The 14,984-nt window shown below is 57.7% G+C and carries 16 protein-coding genes and 1 other RNA gene; 5 read left to right on the forward strand and 12 right to left on the reverse strand.

The features are described from left to right. Positions 1-2: 2 nt before the first annotated feature. Positions 3-719, reverse strand: a complete 717-nt coding sequence (locus HUO12_RS01415) for an ABC transporter ATP-binding protein (RefSeq protein WP_176271913.1) — start codon at positions 717-719, stop codon at positions 3-5. 75 nt (positions 720-794) lie between these two features. Between HUO12_RS01415 and HUO12_RS01420 the strand changes: the two genes are divergently transcribed. Further along, a complete protein-coding gene (locus HUO12_RS01420) occupies positions 795-1,523 on the forward strand; it encodes an arylesterase (RefSeq protein ID WP_232367272.1) in 729 nt (242 codons plus the stop codon). 3 nt (positions 1,524-1,526) lie between these two features. Here HUO12_RS01420 and recF read toward each other — a convergent pair whose 3' ends face one another. Continuing rightward, on the reverse strand, positions 1,527-2,609 hold the full coding sequence (gene recF / locus HUO12_RS01425; RefSeq protein WP_176274235.1) for a DNA replication/repair protein RecF: 1,083 nt from the start codon (positions 2,607-2,609) through the stop codon (positions 1,527-1,529). Positions 2,610-3,132: 523 nt separating this feature from the next. On the opposite strand from recF, the gene HUO12_RS01430 reads away from it, so the two are divergent. Continuing rightward, on the forward strand, positions 3,133-3,345 hold the full coding sequence (locus HUO12_RS01430) for a PspC domain-containing protein (protein WP_176271915.1): 213 nt from the start codon (positions 3,133-3,135) through the stop codon (positions 3,343-3,345). A 146-nt stretch (positions 3,346-3,491) separates the two neighbouring features. Here HUO12_RS01430 and HUO12_RS01435 read toward each other — a convergent pair whose 3' ends face one another. The 5 genes from HUO12_RS01435 to HUO12_RS01455 are packed head-to-tail and all read right to left on the reverse strand — an operon-like array spanning position 3,492 to position 6,974. Then, a complete protein-coding gene (locus tag HUO12_RS01435; RefSeq protein ID WP_176271916.1) occupies positions 3,492-4,274 on the reverse strand; it encodes an SDR family oxidoreductase in 783 nt (260 codons plus the stop codon). A gap of 4 nt (positions 4,275-4,278) precedes the next feature. Further along, a complete protein-coding gene (locus HUO12_RS01440) occupies positions 4,279-4,836 on the reverse strand; it encodes an NUDIX hydrolase (RefSeq protein ID WP_176271917.1) in 558 nt (185 codons plus the stop codon). An 11-nt stretch (positions 4,837-4,847) separates the two neighbouring features. Continuing rightward, the gene (locus HUO12_RS01445; protein WP_176271918.1) at positions 4,848-5,540 is read right to left on the reverse strand and encodes a TPM domain-containing protein; all 693 of its coding nucleotides are present in this window, start codon (positions 5,538-5,540) and stop codon (positions 4,848-4,850) included. A gap of 3 nt (positions 5,541-5,543) precedes the next feature. Beyond that, complete coding sequence (locus HUO12_RS01450) at positions 5,544-6,371, reverse strand: TPM domain-containing protein (RefSeq protein WP_176271919.1); 828 nt, start codon at positions 6,369-6,371, stop codon at positions 5,544-5,546. Positions 6,372-6,374: 3 nt separating this feature from the next. Continuing rightward, on the reverse strand, positions 6,375-6,974 hold the full coding sequence (locus HUO12_RS01455) for a LemA family protein (protein ID WP_176271920.1): 600 nt from the start codon (positions 6,972-6,974) through the stop codon (positions 6,375-6,377). A gap of 165 nt (positions 6,975-7,139) precedes the next feature. Between HUO12_RS01455 and mscL the strand changes: the two genes are divergently transcribed. Continuing rightward, positions 7,140-7,565 carry a large conductance mechanosensitive channel protein MscL gene (gene mscL, locus HUO12_RS01460; RefSeq protein WP_176271921.1) on the forward strand — a complete coding sequence of 142 codons (426 nt, stop codon included), beginning with the start codon at positions 7,140-7,142 and terminating at the stop codon, positions 7,563-7,565. Positions 7,566-7,600: 35 nt separating this feature from the next. Further along, positions 7,601-7,956: a transfer-messenger RNA gene (ssrA, locus tag HUO12_RS01465) on the forward strand. Positions 7,957-8,142: 186 nt separating this feature from the next. Here the strand turns inward: ssrA and HUO12_RS01470 are convergent. From HUO12_RS01470 to HUO12_RS01490, 5 genes are all read right to left on the reverse strand, one after another. Further along, the gene (locus tag HUO12_RS01470) at positions 8,143-8,691 is read right to left on the reverse strand and encodes an ureidoglycolate lyase (RefSeq protein WP_176271922.1); all 549 of its coding nucleotides are present in this window, start codon (positions 8,689-8,691) and stop codon (positions 8,143-8,145) included. A gap of 42 nt (positions 8,692-8,733) precedes the next feature. Continuing rightward, positions 8,734-8,991, reverse strand: a complete 258-nt coding sequence (locus tag HUO12_RS01475) for a hypothetical protein (protein ID WP_176271923.1) — start codon at positions 8,989-8,991, stop codon at positions 8,734-8,736. 117 nt (positions 8,992-9,108) lie between these two features. After that, a complete protein-coding gene (locus tag HUO12_RS01480; protein ID WP_176271924.1) occupies positions 9,109-10,377 on the reverse strand; it encodes an N-succinylarginine dihydrolase in 1,269 nt (422 codons plus the stop codon). Continuing rightward, the gene (locus tag HUO12_RS01485) at positions 10,374-11,390 is read right to left on the reverse strand and encodes an arginine N-succinyltransferase (RefSeq protein ID WP_176271925.1); all 1,017 of its coding nucleotides are present in this window, start codon (positions 11,388-11,390) and stop codon (positions 10,374-10,376) included. The genes HUO12_RS01480 and HUO12_RS01485 overlap by 4 nt, the downstream gene beginning before the upstream one ends. A gap of 10 nt (positions 11,391-11,400) precedes the next feature. Further along, the gene (locus HUO12_RS01490; RefSeq protein WP_176271926.1) at positions 11,401-12,594 is read right to left on the reverse strand and encodes a hydrolase; all 1,194 of its coding nucleotides are present in this window, start codon (positions 12,592-12,594) and stop codon (positions 11,401-11,403) included. Positions 12,595-12,754: 160 nt separating this feature from the next. Here HUO12_RS01490 and HUO12_RS01495 point away from each other — a divergent pair, with 160 nt between their 5' ends. Next, positions 12,755-14,851 (forward strand): malate synthase G, encoded by a 2,097-nt coding sequence (locus HUO12_RS01495; RefSeq protein WP_176271927.1) that lies wholly within the window; start codon positions 12,755-12,757, stop codon positions 14,849-14,851. Positions 14,852-14,984: the final 133 nt, after the last annotated feature.

Here is a 14,984-nt window from a genome sequence, read left to right on the forward strand (position 1 = left end):
TGTTACGCCGCGTTGGCTGCGGTCGAGCCGGTTGTAGCTGTGTCAGAGACAATCTGTCCGTCAGCCATGGTCAAAACGCGCCCGCAGCGTTCAGCCAATTCAGGATCGTGCGTGATCACAAGCAATGTCGCGCCGCTTTTCTTGCAGCGGCCGAACAGGAGTTCGATGATCTCGTGGCCGGTTGAGGTGTCCAGGTTGCCCGTGGGCTCGTCGGCAAAGATGAGTTCGGGGCCTGGTGCAATTGCACGGGCAATGGCGACACGCTGCTGCTCGCCGCCCGAGAGCTGGGTCGGGTAGTGGTCGAGCCGGTGGCCAAGCCCAACCGCTTCCAATTCGGCTGCGGCTCGCTCGCGCACGTCTCTTGCGCCATCCAGCTCCATCGGCGTCGTAACGTTCTCCAGCGCGGTCATGGTCGGCAGCAAATGGAAAGCTTGCAGCACGATGCCGATGCGTCCGCGCCTCGCATAGGCCAAGCCATCTTCATCCATGCCTGCAAAATCGGCCCCAGCTACGGTTAATTCGCCGCTATCGGAACGCTCTAGGCCTGACAGAACGGACATGAGCGAACTCTTGCCTGAGCCGGATGGCCCCAGCAAAGCGACGATCTCGCCTTTGTGAATGTCGAGGTCGATGCCTCGCAGCACTTCAACCGGTGCAGCGCTGCTACCCAGAGTCAGAGTGAGATTTCGGGCACGAATGGCGATTTCAGGGCTTGTCACAATATCCCAATGTCATAGGGCGGGGAGATCGAACATGAATAGCACCATCAAGCTACGATGAAACGAGGCTCGCAGATGCAGAACAGGCTTTGGTCGATATGTGTTGTAGGAGCGCTTGCTCTATCCCTTGCCGCGTGTGGTTCCGATGCTCCGGAAAGCTCGCCGGGTGAGGCAAGCACAGCAGAGCGTTCGGTTACGAACGATTCCGAGCTGCCGGAGGTTCCCGTCATGGGGCCGGAAAAGCGTATCCTTGCCTTCGGCAACAGCTTGTTCGCAGGCTATAATGTCGCGCCTGAAGACAGCTATCCATCAAAGCTCCAGCGCGCGTTGAGAGCGCAAGGCATCAACGCGCAGGTCTATAATGCGGGGGTTTCCGGCGATACGACCGCAGCGGGGCTGCAACGACTGGCATTCGCCTTAGATGAGCAGGAGACAAAGCCAGATCTCGCTATCATAGAGCTAGGTGGCAACGATTTGCTGCGAGGTCTCTCGCCTCAGCAATCGCGCGAAAATCTGGCTGCAATGATCGAAGAGCTGCAGTCACGCGATATTGAAGTGCTTCTGATGGGCATGCGCGCGCCGCCAAATTATGGGCCGGAATTCCAATCCGCGTTTGACGGGATGTATGGTGAGTTGGCGGAGCAGTATTCTGTCGATCTCTATCCATTCTTCCTGGAAGCGATCTATCAAGAGCCTTCGCTGTTTCAGTCCGACCGCATCCACCCGACCGAGGACGGGATCGAGCGCTTGGTCGAGGCGACGCTGGAAACTGTGAGCGCTGCTTTGCCTCAAGACAGAGAGTAAGACCTAGAGTCGCTCGACGGTTCCGCCAGAGACACGCCATAAGGCTGCTTCTTCCATGATGTCGGCAAAAGGCGCGGCTTCCGTACCCGTGAGCCAGATTTGCGCTTTGCCCGCGCGTAACCTGTCGAACAAAGCTGTGCGCCGCACCGGATCAAGGTGCGCTGCGACTTCATCTAGAAGCAAGACGCCCGGCCGTCCGGCGACTGCAAGCACGGAATGCGCGAGCGTAATTGCAATCAGCATCGCTTTCTGCTCGCCCGTTGAGCATGACGCAGCGGGCTGGCCAGAGCCTGCCATGATCACTTCCAGCTCATCGCGTTGAGGTCCGGTCAGCGCGCGCCCTGCTGCTCGGTCTCGCGCGCGGTTCTCTGCCAGGGCTTGGGCGAGAGCGGTTGCGTCGTCTGGTCCGCCCGGCCTGTAAGCAAGTACCGGCTTGGCAAAGGGTGCATCAGGCAGGGCCGAGAGTTCATCACTCAGCGCTTCGATCAAAGCGCGCCGCCCCTCGGCTACGGATGCTCCATGTTCGCCTGCTTGTCCTTCGAGCGCGTCAAGCCAAGTCGCATCACTGGTGCGGTTTTGCTCGAGCAGTTTGTTGCGTTCGCGCAGGGCAGTCTCATAGCGTGAGGCATGGCGGGCATGTTCGGGTCTGATCGCGAGCGTCATGCGGTCAATAAAACGCCGCCTTGCTCCCGCGCTATCAGTGAACAGCCCGTCCATCGAAGGCGTCAGCCAGCCAATCGCGAGCCAATCCGCGAGGCTGGCGGCTGTGCTTTCCGCACCGTTCACGCGCACCAAGCGGCGGTTGGCGCGCTCTGCTTCGACATAAGTCCCGATCCGCGCGCTTTCATGGCCTTGCTCCTTGAGGCTCGCACCAACAGCAAAGCCGCCAGAGCCATCAGGACCAGCAATTTCAGGCAAGGCTGCCCGCCTTAATCCTCGTCCTGGCGAGAGGAGCGACAAAGCTTCGAGGATATTGGTTTTTCCCGCCCCGTTCTCTCCTATCAGGAGGTTGAACTGCGAGGTTTCCGTTAGCGCGGATTCCCGGTGATTTCGGTAGTGAGAGAGTGTGATCCGGTCGAGCGCCATGCTGGCCATTCTCCTAGCAGGCGATGCGATATTCGCCATGCCCTGGTTCCGCGAAATCCTCAATCCTGATATGTGGTGAAAATTCCCGAATATTGGCGTTCATTAATGTGGGGTTTATCTTCCAGAATCCCTAAATAATTGAAAACGTGTATGTTCTCAGTTTTGGCACACCTCCTGCAGTGTATTTGGCAACCGGCAGGAACAACCCGCCGGGGCAAGACAAACTCTAAACTGAAAGGTTCACAATCATGTTCGTAGCTTCTGACAACGCCAACAAAGCGACCGCAGCAGTATTCTCACTGGCTATTTCAGCAGTCTTCTTTGCAATGGCCATCGTTCCAGCAAGCCCTGGCGTATTCGTCGCCTAAGCTTCCTCTGAAACACTTCAAGTAAAGGTTCCCCCGACCATGTTTAATTCAGACACAGCCTCTCGCCTTTTTGCAGCCGTCGGCGCTCTCGCAATGTCAGCTGTCGTATTCGCAACCACCATCATCCCGGCATCACCCGGTGTGGAGTTCCTCGTATGACCAATTCACCTATCAAACCGAGTGGTAATGGCACCCCGGGATTTCACCTGGACAAGACTTATGGAAAAATCTTCGGTGTATGTGGCGGTATCGCTAACTATGCCGGCATCGACCCAATGTGGGTCCGCATCGGCTTCGTCGTCGGCGCATTTGTAAGTCTCGGCACGGCCGCATTGGTATACGGCGCGATCGCATTGATCGCTGACTAAACACGCAGCATCAGAAAAGCGGATCCCGGTTTTTTTGAGCCACAGTCTAGTCCGCTGCGTGTCAAAATCGAAATAACCGGGAGGGGCCATTTGGCCCCTCTTGTGATTCTGGAGCGGCTACAGTCGAATAGCCGACAAGTCCGCCATCACATGGCGCTAATGCCGCCATCCAGTTTGAGCTCTGCTCCTGTCATGAAGCGGCTTTCATCACTCGCAAGATACAGCACTGCATTTGCGATATCATTCGGTTCCCCCACGAATTTCAGCGGGATTTGCCGCGCGAGCTTTTCGAGCAAGACGTCCTTCTCCAGCCCAGAATGCTTGGCTGTGCCATCGAGTATTGGCGTATCAACGAAAGTCGGATGCACGGAATTACAGCGAATCTGCATGTTCTTCTTCGCACAATGAAGCGCGATCGACTTTGACAGCATCCAGACAGCAGCCTTGGAAGCATTGTAAGCAGGCATGGTGTCGCTTGCGATAAGGCCGGCGATTGAGCTGATATTGACGATAGAGCCTGGGGCATGCTCACGCATCAGCGGCAAGGCTTTCTGGCAGCCGTGGAAGATCGAATCGACATTGACGGAAAAGCAGCGCTTCCAGTCCTCGAAGTCACAAGTTTCGATGTTGCCTGCAACGCCTATCCCGGCATTGTTGACGAGTACATTCAAACCGCCAAGCTTCTCGCGCGCAGCATCAACCGCTGCCTCCCAAGCGGCCGGATCAGTCACATCGTGCTGAATGGAAAAGGCTGTTCCGTCGCCCAAAGCTTCATTGATCAACGATGCTGTCTCTGCGGCGCCGTCGCCATTGATGTCCGTGCACAGCACTCGGGCGCCTTCTTGTGCGAGCAGGCTCGCATGCGCGCGGCCCAATCCTTGCGCCGCGCCTGTTACGAAAGCGAGTTTGCCGCTTACCCGTCCTGCCATTTCCTCAATCCTCTTCGATAAATCCAGCTGTCAGCAGCATGGCGATACGTACATCCACCGCATGCCCCTTCGCGCGCCAGTCCGCAACGAATTGCGCTAGCGAATTCAGCGGAATGCGGTGGACAGTTATGTTTTCGCCTTCCAATCCGCCGCCTTCGCTCACCTTGTTGAGGCCACGGGCGCGCAGCAAATGAAAGCTTTCCGAGACCATGCCGGGCGAAGAGTAGTATTCGCCCAGATCGTCCATATGCGTCGCGCGATAGCCGGTCTCTTCTTCCAGCTCGCGCATCGCTGCATCTTCGGCGGCTTCGCCTTCGGCTCCGTCATCATCGCCGATCAGCCCGGCAGGAATCTCCAGCGAGACTTTCCCAAGCGGCACGCGGTATTGCTCGACGAGAATGACATGGCGGGACCCGTCAGGATCGGTGTCGATAGCTAGGATAGCTGCTGCACGAATGCCGCGCGCACGGCTCACATATTCCCAGCGGCCGCGTGTCTTCGCGGTAATGAATTTGCCTTGCCAGCGGACCTCCTCTGGCTTGTTGGCATCAGGATCACTCATGGCAGCGGCGTTTAGACTTCAATCAGGCGGTCGGGCAACTCATTCTGATCGTCTTCTTCGCGGGGGAATTGCTCTGACAGAACCTCACCCACATCGCGCGCACCCGCTGCGAGCCCTTCAGCGATTTCGCCGCGCCTGATGTGCTCCAGCATGTCAGCCATCGCTTGGCCCCAAACCTCGGCGTTTACTTTCTCTGCAATCGGCTCGTCCGCCACGATTTCCGCGCGGTGTTCGCGCATCGATAGGTACAGCAATACTCCGGTTCGGCCATGCGTGCGCCGTTCTGCGCCAACCTTAAAGTGGGTGATCGCGGCGTCATGCGCGCGAGCGGTCTTCACAGGGGAGGGGATGAGCGCGAATTTGAGCGGTTGCCAGAGCTGCACGGCCCATGTGAGCGCAAAACTGATAAGCCCAAGTCCGATTGTCATGCTCGCAAGCTGGCCGGTGGTCCATTCATGTGCCCAGCCGCCGAAGATCGGTCCAATCACCAGCGTATCCCACAGGCTCATAAAGGATTGAGGGAAGAGCGCGAACAGGCTCATCACAGTAAACGAGACAGTGACTGCCCAGACGAGCGCTACATCTGTGTAACCATCGCTCCGGTCTGCAAGGACAGTGACGATTTCACCGCTGGTCTTCAGCTCGGCAGCTGCAACAGCGTCTGAAACGATCTTGTGCTGATCCTGATTGAGATAGCGTCCCATCGCCTACCAACCTCCCGAGGCGCCGCCGCCACCGAAACTGCCGCCACCGCCGGAGAAACCTCCGCCAAAGCCGCCACCAAAGCCGCCGCCTCCGCCGCCCCAGTCATCACCGCCGGACATGGCGCCTCGCACGATGGCAGAGCCGACTTCCCAAAGGATGATGTCGCCGACCGTGTCGCCAAAGTCGCGCCCGCGACCGCGATAGCGCCTTTTGCGGCCTCTACCGCGCAGCATGGGCAGGATGAAGAAAAAGAAGAAAATCGCGAACCAGAACAGCGCGCCAATTGGGAAGCCACCATCTTTGCTGCGTTGCTTGCCGGCGTCTTGCGCGATAGCGCGCGCTTGGTCTTCGGGAAGCTGCAATTGTTGAATGATGGCATCTGTACCCGCGACAATGCCGCCGGGATAATCGTCAGCGCGAAAGCGCGGGACGATCTGGTTTTGGATGATCAAGGCAGACAACGCGTCAGTTAAATAGCCCTCAAGGCCATAGCCGACTTCAATGCGTACCTTACGCTCATTTGGAGCAACAATGAGTAGCGCACCGTCATTGCGCTCTTCATTGCCGATGCCCCACTCCCGTCCTAGCCGATAACCGTAATCGCCGATCTCATAGCCTTGCAGGTCGGACACTGTAACGACGACAAGCTGACGCTGAGACTCGTCCTCTAGTATTGCGAGCTTTGCAGTCAGTTCCGTTTCCTGCGTTGGCGTGAGCAAGTCCGCTTGATCCACGACTTGTCCTGTGAGCTCAGGAAAATCCTGCGCTGACAGTGGCGTCGCAAGTAGGGCCGCAAGAGCTGCGGCGAAAATTACGAGGGAACGCAGCACCGCTCAGTTCGACGTCATGTCGAGCTGCGGTGCTTCCTCAGCGCCTTCAGTGACCGACGTGTACGGCTCCAGCGGCTCGGCGCCATGGATGATGTTAGCGCCAATCGTGTCCGGGAAGGTGCGGATGGTCGTGTTGTACTGACGGACCGCTTCATTGTAGTCGCGGATGGCCACAGCGATGCGGTTTTCTGTGCCTTCGAGTTGGCTCTGAAGTGTGATGTAATTCTGTGTGGACGTGATCTGCGGATAGGCTTCAAAGCTTGCCAGCAGACGTCCGAGACCCTGACTCAGCTGCCCCTGTGCGGCGGCGAATTCCTGCATTTTGCTCGCATCGCCAAGGTCGTCAGCCGAGATATTGACGCTAGTCGCTTTCGCGCGTGCCTCAGTAACCTCAGTCAAGATTGCGCGCTCATTTTCCGCCGCGCCCTGAGCAACTTCAGCAAGGTTAGGGATGAGGTTTGCGCGGCGCTGGAATTGCGCCTCGACATCGGCCCATTTAGCCTTCGCGTTCTCTTCAGCTGCAGGGACAGAGTTTATCCCGCAAGCGGACAATGTGAGCGAAGCCGCAGCGACGAGCACGATGCGGCGGACAGCGGTAAACATAAGCGAATTCCCCTCAAAATTTCGGATGCGAACGTTGCGCAAAGCGACACGACCTGTGTTAGCAATATAGGTCACCCTTGTGGATATTCAAGGTGCTGAAAGTCTTGGCAAGTCTGCCAAGGAATGCAATTGTCGGACGTCTTTTGGGAAGAGAGTGAGGGACCCATGCTTACAGAATTCAAGGATTTCATTGCCAAGGGCAACGTCATGGAGTTGGCGGTTGCTGTTATCATTGCAGGTGCATTCGGCGTGATTGTCGCGTCGATGACGTCAGACCTGATCATGCCGCTGGTTGGCGCGATCTTTGGCGAAGTTGACTTTAGCGACAAATATATCGTGCTGAGCGGTGACATCGAAGCCGGCATGAGCCTGGAAGCTGCGCGTGAAGCTGGCGCGAACGTCCTTGCCTGGGGCGCGTTCCTAACATCGGTGATCAACTTTGTGATCCTCGCCTTCATCATCTTCTTGCTGGTTCGCTATGCCAACAAGGCGAAGGCCGCAATGGAGAAGCCGGAAGAAGCACCTGAAGAGGATGCAGGTCCGACGGAGATAGAATTGCTTCAGGAAATCCGTGACGCATTGAAGAAGTAGGTGTCTGGGGGTGGTCAAATCCACCTCAACCACTTTCACTTCACATTAAGCGGGCAGGGCCTATATAGGTCCTGCCCGTTTTTGCGGGCTATGGCGATAAATTGCGCTGTGTAATAGATGCAAGGGACCCGGGGGCAGTACCCGGCGGCTCCACCATAAAGCCCGGAAATCGAACGAGAAATCCGGGCCTCATGAAGGGGCCGAACTAGGATCGACCTGTGTTGAAAAGCAGTGTTTTTGCCCGGGCTGAGTAACCCGTAAAACTGTTCAAAACTCATAAGTGCAAACGATAACGAAGCACTCGCTCTCGCAGCGTAATGTGACGGCCTAACGGCCTGAATTTACAAAGCTAAAGCGCGGTTGGACCCACCGGGCAACAGAAGCGGATTCCGGGGCTCCGGGGGTAGCTAGCAACAGAAACCCCCACTTCCACTTCGCGCAAATTCCGCCAAATCGGCCTGCAAACCGCACTTTGCTGCGCTTCCTGTGCTTACGACCCATGATGGTCGTTGCGCGCCGGTTCTCGCAAAGCACTTTTTTCGGTTCGATGTGACGAAATTTTTCTCGAAGTGGCCATTCACACCGCGACGATGAACTCCACGCCCAGTCGGGTCTGGATATTGCGCTTTTCCAGATCGCCACCGATCGCTTCACCGTTTTCGAACGCTTCGAGATTGGCGTTGGTTTCGCGGCGCAAAAACACTGCAATGTCTGCTTCTCTTTCAATCGCGAAGGGAAACTCATGCCAAGTGCCTAAGTCGAGCATCACGCCCGCGTTCCCGTCGAAAGTGAATGCGCGAACGGCGTCCACATCGGGTACATTCTTCTCATTGGGTGGCGCGACCACAAGATGAAACGCCTGGCCGTTGACCGGCATGAACACTTGCGTGTGTTTGAAGTGCCGCTCCATCCAAATAACACTCAACGGGCGAATGTAAGTGCGAGCAACGGAGATGGTCGCTTCCTCGTCTGTGACCATACCTGGAATGTCCCATACCGCGACCGCATCGTCATAGAACTTGGTGCCGCGACCGGCACTTTCATCGGGACGGATCAGCTTGCCAAATGGAGCGAAGTTGTCTTCATTGGCCGCTACCGGCTCGAGCGTGATTTGCTGTAACGTCATTGTGAGGAAGAAACGCGGCGAATGCCGATCGCGTTCCTCGGCTTAGTTTTGAGCGTCTGCTGCCTCCGCCCGCGCGCTCTCTTTCGCTTCCTGCTCATAGCGCAAGGCATCGAGAATTTTTGCGCCTCCGAGGAAAACGGCGCCTGCAGTGAGTGCAAACAGCACCCAGCCAATCTTGCCGGGATACTCGACCGTATAATGCGCGCCGCGCGTCATCGCGCCAAGGGCCAGCGCGTAGATGATCAAATACGCTTCCCAACGGTTCTTGATCACAAACAGCCGACCAATCTTGCGCAGCATACCCGTCCTTTCGTTAACGATTTGTCCTGCAAACCCCATGCCAAGAACGGTTTTCTGCGGGGTTCGAAGGTTAACGAGGGATCAAGTGTAAAGCGGACCGACGTGGTGTCTAGCGCATTAACCAAGTTCCGTGAGATCGAGCACTTCTAGCAATGCAAAACGTGCGTTGCGGATGGCTTGATCGAGCGCGGGCTGACCAAGATCATCGGGGTCGATATGTTCGGGCCAATGCGCCGCAATGATGGCTTCCATTGCGTCCGCTCTGGCCTCGCTGAGTAGGAAGCGTTGATCGACTTTTGAAGGATCGCAGACCACTCGCAGGCGAAGGCAAGCCGGGCCGCCGCCATTGGCCATGCTCTGACGAACATCGACTGGCACGACTTCGCGGATAGGCCCATTAGTTGCAAGCATGCCTTCAAGATAGCTCCACACACGGGCGTTTTCGCGACATTCTTCCGGCACCACGAGCGCCATGCCGCCCTCCGGCCTCGTGACTAGCTGGGCGTTGAAGAGATAGCTCGAGATCGCGTCAGCAAGGCTCACCGCACTGTCTGGGACTTCGACCACTTGCAGCGCGGGAAAGGCCTCGCGGATCGCATCATATGCGGCCTGACGATCCGCAAAAGCAAGCTCGTGCGCGAAGATCGTGTCGCCATTGGCTACCGCCACAACGTCGTTGTGGAAGGCGCCAGCTTCGATGGCGACAGGGTTTTGCTCGATAAATACCGTTTTTGCCGGGTCTAGGCCGTGGAGCCGCGCAACCGCCCGGCTTGCTTCAATGTGCTGACGTGCGGGGAACTTGCCGCTGCCACGCTCGGCGAGCGAACGACCGTAAACGAACACTTCCACGCCCTGCTGGTCATGATCGGTGCAAAGCCGCATATGGTTGGCCGCGCCTTCATCTCCGAATGTGTCGGGTACAGGGTGATGCACACTGAAATGCTCGTCATCTGCAAAGGCAAGATCGAGCATGCGTTTCGTGTCCGGCCATTCCTGGGCGCGGTGCACCATTGTGACCAGGTTCGCAGGCGTCAGATGACACCTGCCGTCTGCTGTATCGGGCGCCGGGCTGACTGTCGCTGCATTCGCGGTCCACATGCTGCTGGCTGAGTACGCCGCTGCGAGCATCGCTGGATTGTTCTCTGCGCCTTTGCCAAGCTGCTCGAGCAGTGCGCCGTTGGGGCGAGGCAAGGGCAACAGAAACCCTTGATGGCCAAAGCGTGCAAGATTGCCGCGCATCTTGGCAAGGCCCTGCAATGCAGCCGCGCGCGGATAGCTCGTCTGGCCCTGGTGCTTCGCGCTTGCCACATTACCAAGGCTCAGCCCGGCATAGTTGTGGCTCGGCCCGACAATCCCGTCGAAATTGATTTCAACCAATTTGCTCAACGTGTGACGCTCCACACTTTGTCGCCGGTCTTCACATCGAGGAGATCAGCGGCGGCTGAATCAACTGCAATTGAGCCGTCTGCGTTAATCGTTCTTGCGCCGTAGCAAGCGCGGAAGTCGGACAGCTTTCCGCAAGCCAAGATTGCCCGTTCGCCTTCCTGACAATCAACGTCCGAAATTGTGAGCTCTGAGGACTCAGCGACGCTCTTCACGCTGTCAGTGGGTGCGATCATGGTTGGGCCGCCATCGAAAATGTCGACATAGCCCTCATAGCGAAAGCCTTCGTTCTCCAACATCCGCATGGCTGCCCGGCCAGTTGGGTGCGGCACGCCAATCACACTGCGAGCATCATCGTCCAGCATGGCGATATAAACCGGGTGCTTGGGCATCAGGTCCGCGATAAACTGGTTGCCGTTGATCGCGTTGAAATAGTCTGCGTCCTGGAAGCTCATCCCGAAGAAACGCCCTGCCACGCCGTCCCAGAAAGGCGATCCACCGCGTTCATCGATAATCCCGCGCAGCTCTGCCAGCACCCGGTCGGCAAAGCGCGTGCGGTGCATAGCGATGAAAAGGTAACGACTGCGCGCCAGCAATAAGCCAAGCCCGCCGGCGCGTTCATTGGGGTGCAGGAACAGCCCGCCGACTTCGCTTGACCCTTCCAGATCTGTCACAAGGCTCAGCAGTTCGGCGCGGACTGTCCGGTCGAGCTCCTGACTGTACTGGGTGAGTGTGTTCAGGCGATAAGAATAGAACGGCCATTGCTGTCCGACTTGGGTCATCAATTGGCAAGTGCCGCGGATTGCGCCGGTTTCTGCATGCTCAAGCACAAGGACGAATTGCTCATCGACGAGCTCGTCAGCGGTGTTGGCAAATGCGTCTTCCGCGCGCTCCAGCTTGCCGCCCAAAGCCTTGCGATCAGCTGGCAGATTGGTGAACCCGCCGCCGGTCAGCTTCGCCATCTCGTAAAGCGGCTCAAGGTCTGAGGCGCGAGCGGCCCGCAGTCTGAAACTCATAGTCGAAAACTCAATGCATCTCTCCCTCAGCGATGCGATGGATGACGAGGGCGGATAGCCGCGCACGTTCAGCAAGGCTTGGCACGATCAAAAACTCTTGCGGGCTGTGAATTGAGCCTCCGCGAACCCCCATCGTGTCCACCACCGGCACACCGCATGCCGCAATATTGTTCCCGTCGCAAACCCCGCCGGTCGATTGCCAGCGAATATCCTCGCCAAGCTCTGCGCCGCAGCTTTTGACCAGATCGAACAGCCGCTGCGCTTGCGCATCGACGGGCTTGGGAGGACGCGTGACTCCACCATGGAGATGGAGCGAGACGTCATGCTCGGCTTCGATAGCGGCGATAGCTTCGCACAATTGGGTTTCGAACATCTCGGCGGCTTCGGGCGCTTTGGGACGAATGTTGAACCGCAACACGGCATGGTCAGGCACGACATTGTTCGCTGCGCCCCCTTCGATCTTGGCCGGGTTGATGGAGATGTCTCGTGATTGCATTCCCTTTAACCGCACCGCCAGGTCCGCTGCAGCAACCAGCGCGTTGCGGCCATCTTCTGGATTGCGACCCGCATGAGCGGATTGTCCAGTGACGATCACCGAGTAATTGCCGCTTCCGCCGCGCGCATGGGCGAGCGTTCCGTCAGGCAAAGCGGCTGGCTCATAAGTCAGCGCTGCGAGCTTCCCTGCCGCGAGCTCTTCAATCAGTGATGCGCTTGCGAGCGATCCCGTCTCCTCGTCCGAATTGAGCATCACATCATAGCCAATCGCAGACGCGCCTGGAGACTGCTCGAATGCGGAAAGCGCATGGAGGATTACTGCAATCCCGCCCTTCATGTCCGCAACGCCGGGACCATTAAGCACATCGTCTTCGAGCCAGGTTTGATCCTGAAAGGAATGATCCTTTGGAAAGACCGTATCCATATGGCCGGTCAGCAGGATGCGGCGATTGGCCTGCGGGCGCACCCTCATAACCAAGTGCTGGCCATGCGGCTTTTCGAACTCGCTTCCATCCGCTGCGATCGCTGTGACAGGCGCAGGATCGACCAGCTCAAGCTCTCCTGGCAGGGTTGCGAAAGCGTCTGCCAGCACGGTGGCTTGCTTGGCCAGTCCATCAAGATTGGCAGTGCCAGTGTTGATTGCACACCAGTCCTGCACCTGGGCGAGCATGGCGTCATTATCGATAGCTGTGAGGAAATCCGGTTTCATTGGCAACGATCTCTAGCGGGGCGCACCGGCTTTACCAACCCCGCACAATGAGGGGCGTTGCATTTGGTTCGATCGTTGGCCATAGGGCGCTTGTCCTCCTCCCCAGGTCAGCTATCGCAGACAAGAATCCCAATCGGGATAATTTGGAGTTTGAGGACGTATGAGCACTAAGATCGACCGCGCTGGCATTCAGATTGATGCGCCGCTGGCTGAGTTTCTTGAAACCGAAGTTCTGACCCCGCTTGGCCGCGATGTGAGCGCATTCTGGACCGGCTTTGCAAAGCTGCTCGCCGACTTCGCGCCGCGTAACCGCGCGCTCCTGGAAAAACGCGAAGATCTGCAGGTTCAAATAGACGCGTGGCACAAGGAACGCCGCGGAAAGCCGCTCGACCAGAGCGAATATCAGGCTTTCCTTCGCGAGATTGGCTATCTCATACCAGAGCCTGCGGACTTCCAGATCGGCACGGAGAATGTCGATCCGGAGATCGCGACGATGGCCGGCCCGCAGCTGGTTGTGCCCGTCCTCAATGCGCGGTTCCTGCTGAACGCGGCGAATGCGCGCTGGGGTAGTCTGTATGACGCATTCTACGGCACTGACGCGCTGGACGCGCCGCCAGCACGACCCGGAGGCTATGACGAGCAACGCGGCGCTGCAGTGATCAAGCGTGGCCGCGAATTCCTCGATTCAGCGCTGCCGTTGGTCGACCAGAGCTGGGCGGATATCGAAGGTGACCACGATGGAAAGCTGCAGGATGAGAGCCAGTATGTCGGCAAGACCGAGAAGGGCTTGCTGTTTGTAAACAATGGCTTGCATATCGAAGTTGTGTTCGATCCGGACAGCCCGATCGGCAAGACCGACAAGGCCGGGATCGCCGACATCAACTGCGAAGCCGCGCTCACGACCATTTGCGATTGCGAAGACTCGGTCGCGGCGGTCGATGGCGAGGACAAGCTGCTCGCTTACACCAACTGGCTTGGCGTCATTCGCGGCGATCTTGAGGAAAGCTTTGAAAAGGGCGGACAGACGCTGACGCGGAAGCTCGCAGGTGACAAGACCTACACAGCTCCTGATGGCAGCGAGCACAGCCTGATGGGACGCAGCCTGCTGTTCGTGCGCAATGTCGGCCATCTGATGACCAATCCGGCAATCACGCTGGCTGATGGCGGCGAAGTGCCAGAGGGCATCATGGACGCGGTCTTCACGTCGGCGATCGGCGCGATTGATGTCGAGGGCCATGCGAAATATGGCAATTCGCGCCACGGCAGCATCTACATTGTGAAGCCCAAGATGCACGGGCCGGAAGAATGCGCTTTCACCAATGATCTGTTCAATGCGGTGGAGGATCTGCTGAGCCTTTCGCGTCACACGATCAAGGTCGGCGTGATGGACGAGGAACGCCGCACGTCCGCAAATCTTGGTGCATGTATCGAAGCGGTGAAGGACCGTATCGTTTTCATTAACACAGGCTTCCTCGACCGCACGGGCGACGAAATTCATACCTCGATGGAATCGGGTCCAATGATCCGCAAAGCTGAGATGAAGACCAGCGAATGGCTTGCGGCATACGAAGCGCGCAATGTCGGCATCGGCCTGCGCCACGGCCTTTCAGGCAAAGCGCAGATCGGGAAGGGCATGTGGGCCGCGCCCGATTTGATGGGTCAGATGATGGTGGAGAAGATCGGCCATCTGCGCGCAGGCGCCAACACAGCATGGGTGCCATCGCCGACAGCAGCGACGCTTCACGCGCTGCATTACCATCAGGAAAATGTGTTCGAGCATCAGCAGGGGCTGGGCGATGTGCCAGGTCTCGACAAGCTGCTGAATGTACCTCTCGCGGCTGGCACGAACTGGTCGGAAGAGGAGCTGACCGAAGAGCTCGACAACAACTGCCAGGGCCTTCTCGGCTATGTCGTGCGCTGGATCGATCAGGGCGTAGGTTGCTCCAAAGTGCCGGACATCAATGATGTGGGCCTGATGGAAGACCGCGCGACTTTGCGGATCAGCTCTCAGCATCTCGCAAATTGGCTGCACCACGGCGTTGTGACACGCGGACAGGTGCTCGATGCTCTGAAGCGCATGGCCGCCAAAGTCGATGCGCAGAATGCAGGCGATCCGTTTTACGAGCCGCTGCTAGAGAATCCGGATGGCGCGGCGATGACGGCGGCGAAAGAGCTGATTTTCAAAGGTGTCGAGCAGCCGTCCGGTTATACCGAGCCGTTGCTCCACGCTTGGCGCCTCAAAAAGAAGGCCAGCTGACGGGAAGGGCGCGCTTTCATGAAGAGACGAGAGCGCGACCCCTTTTCCAACAAACTTGACAGTGTCACCTACAAAAAAATGCCTTTTTGAAACCTTTTCCTGTGATTTCAGCTATTTGCCAAATCCAACAAAG

The sequence above is a fragment of the Altererythrobacter lutimaris genome (genome assembly GCF_013371495.1).
Classification (GTDB): Bacteria; Pseudomonadota; Alphaproteobacteria; order Sphingomonadales; family Sphingomonadaceae; genus Erythrobacter; species Erythrobacter lutimaris_A.

Bases quoted from the DNA above. Each gene is read 5' to 3' on its own strand.
- HUO12_RS01420 (WP_232367272.1), top strand. From the start codon at position 795: ATGCAGAACAGGCTTTGGTCGATATGTGTTGTAGGAGCGCTTGCTCTA.
- HUO12_RS01430 (WP_176271915.1), top strand. From the start codon at position 3,133: ATGACCAATTCACCTATCAAACCGAGTGGTAATGGCACCCCGGGATTT.
- HUO12_RS01455 (WP_176271920.1), bottom strand. From the start codon at position 6,974: ATGTTTACCGCTGTCCGCCGCATCGTGCTCGTCGCTGCGGCTTCGCTC.
- mscL (WP_176271921.1), top strand. From the start codon at position 7,140: ATGCTTACAGAATTCAAGGATTTCATTGCCAAGGGCAACGTCATGGAG.
- HUO12_RS01475 (WP_176271923.1), bottom strand. From the start codon at position 8,991: ATGCTGCGCAAGATTGGTCGGCTGTTTGTGATCAAGAACCGTTGGGAA.
- HUO12_RS01470 (WP_176271922.1), bottom strand. From the start codon at position 8,691: ATGACGTTACAGCAAATCACGCTCGAGCCGGTAGCGGCCAATGAAGAC.
- recF (WP_176274235.1), bottom strand. From the start codon at position 2,609: ATGGCGCTCGACCGGATCACACTCTCTCACTACCGAAATCACCGGGAA.
- HUO12_RS01435 (WP_176271916.1), bottom strand. From the start codon at position 4,274: ATGGCAGGACGGGTAAGCGGCAAACTCGCTTTCGTAACAGGCGCGGCG.
- HUO12_RS01485 (WP_176271925.1), bottom strand. From the start codon at position 11,390: ATGAGTTTCAGACTGCGGGCCGCTCGCGCCTCAGACCTTGAGCCGCTT.
- HUO12_RS01440 (WP_176271917.1), bottom strand. From the start codon at position 4,836: ATGAGTGATCCTGATGCCAACAAGCCAGAGGAGGTCCGCTGGCAAGGC.
- HUO12_RS01495 (WP_176271927.1), top strand. From the start codon at position 12,755: ATGAGCACTAAGATCGACCGCGCTGGCATTCAGATTGATGCGCCGCTG.
- HUO12_RS01490 (WP_176271926.1), bottom strand. From the start codon at position 12,594: ATGAAACCGGATTTCCTCACAGCTATCGATAATGACGCCATGCTCGCC.
- HUO12_RS01445 (WP_176271918.1), bottom strand. From the start codon at position 5,540: ATGGGACGCTATCTCAATCAGGATCAGCACAAGATCGTTTCAGACGCT.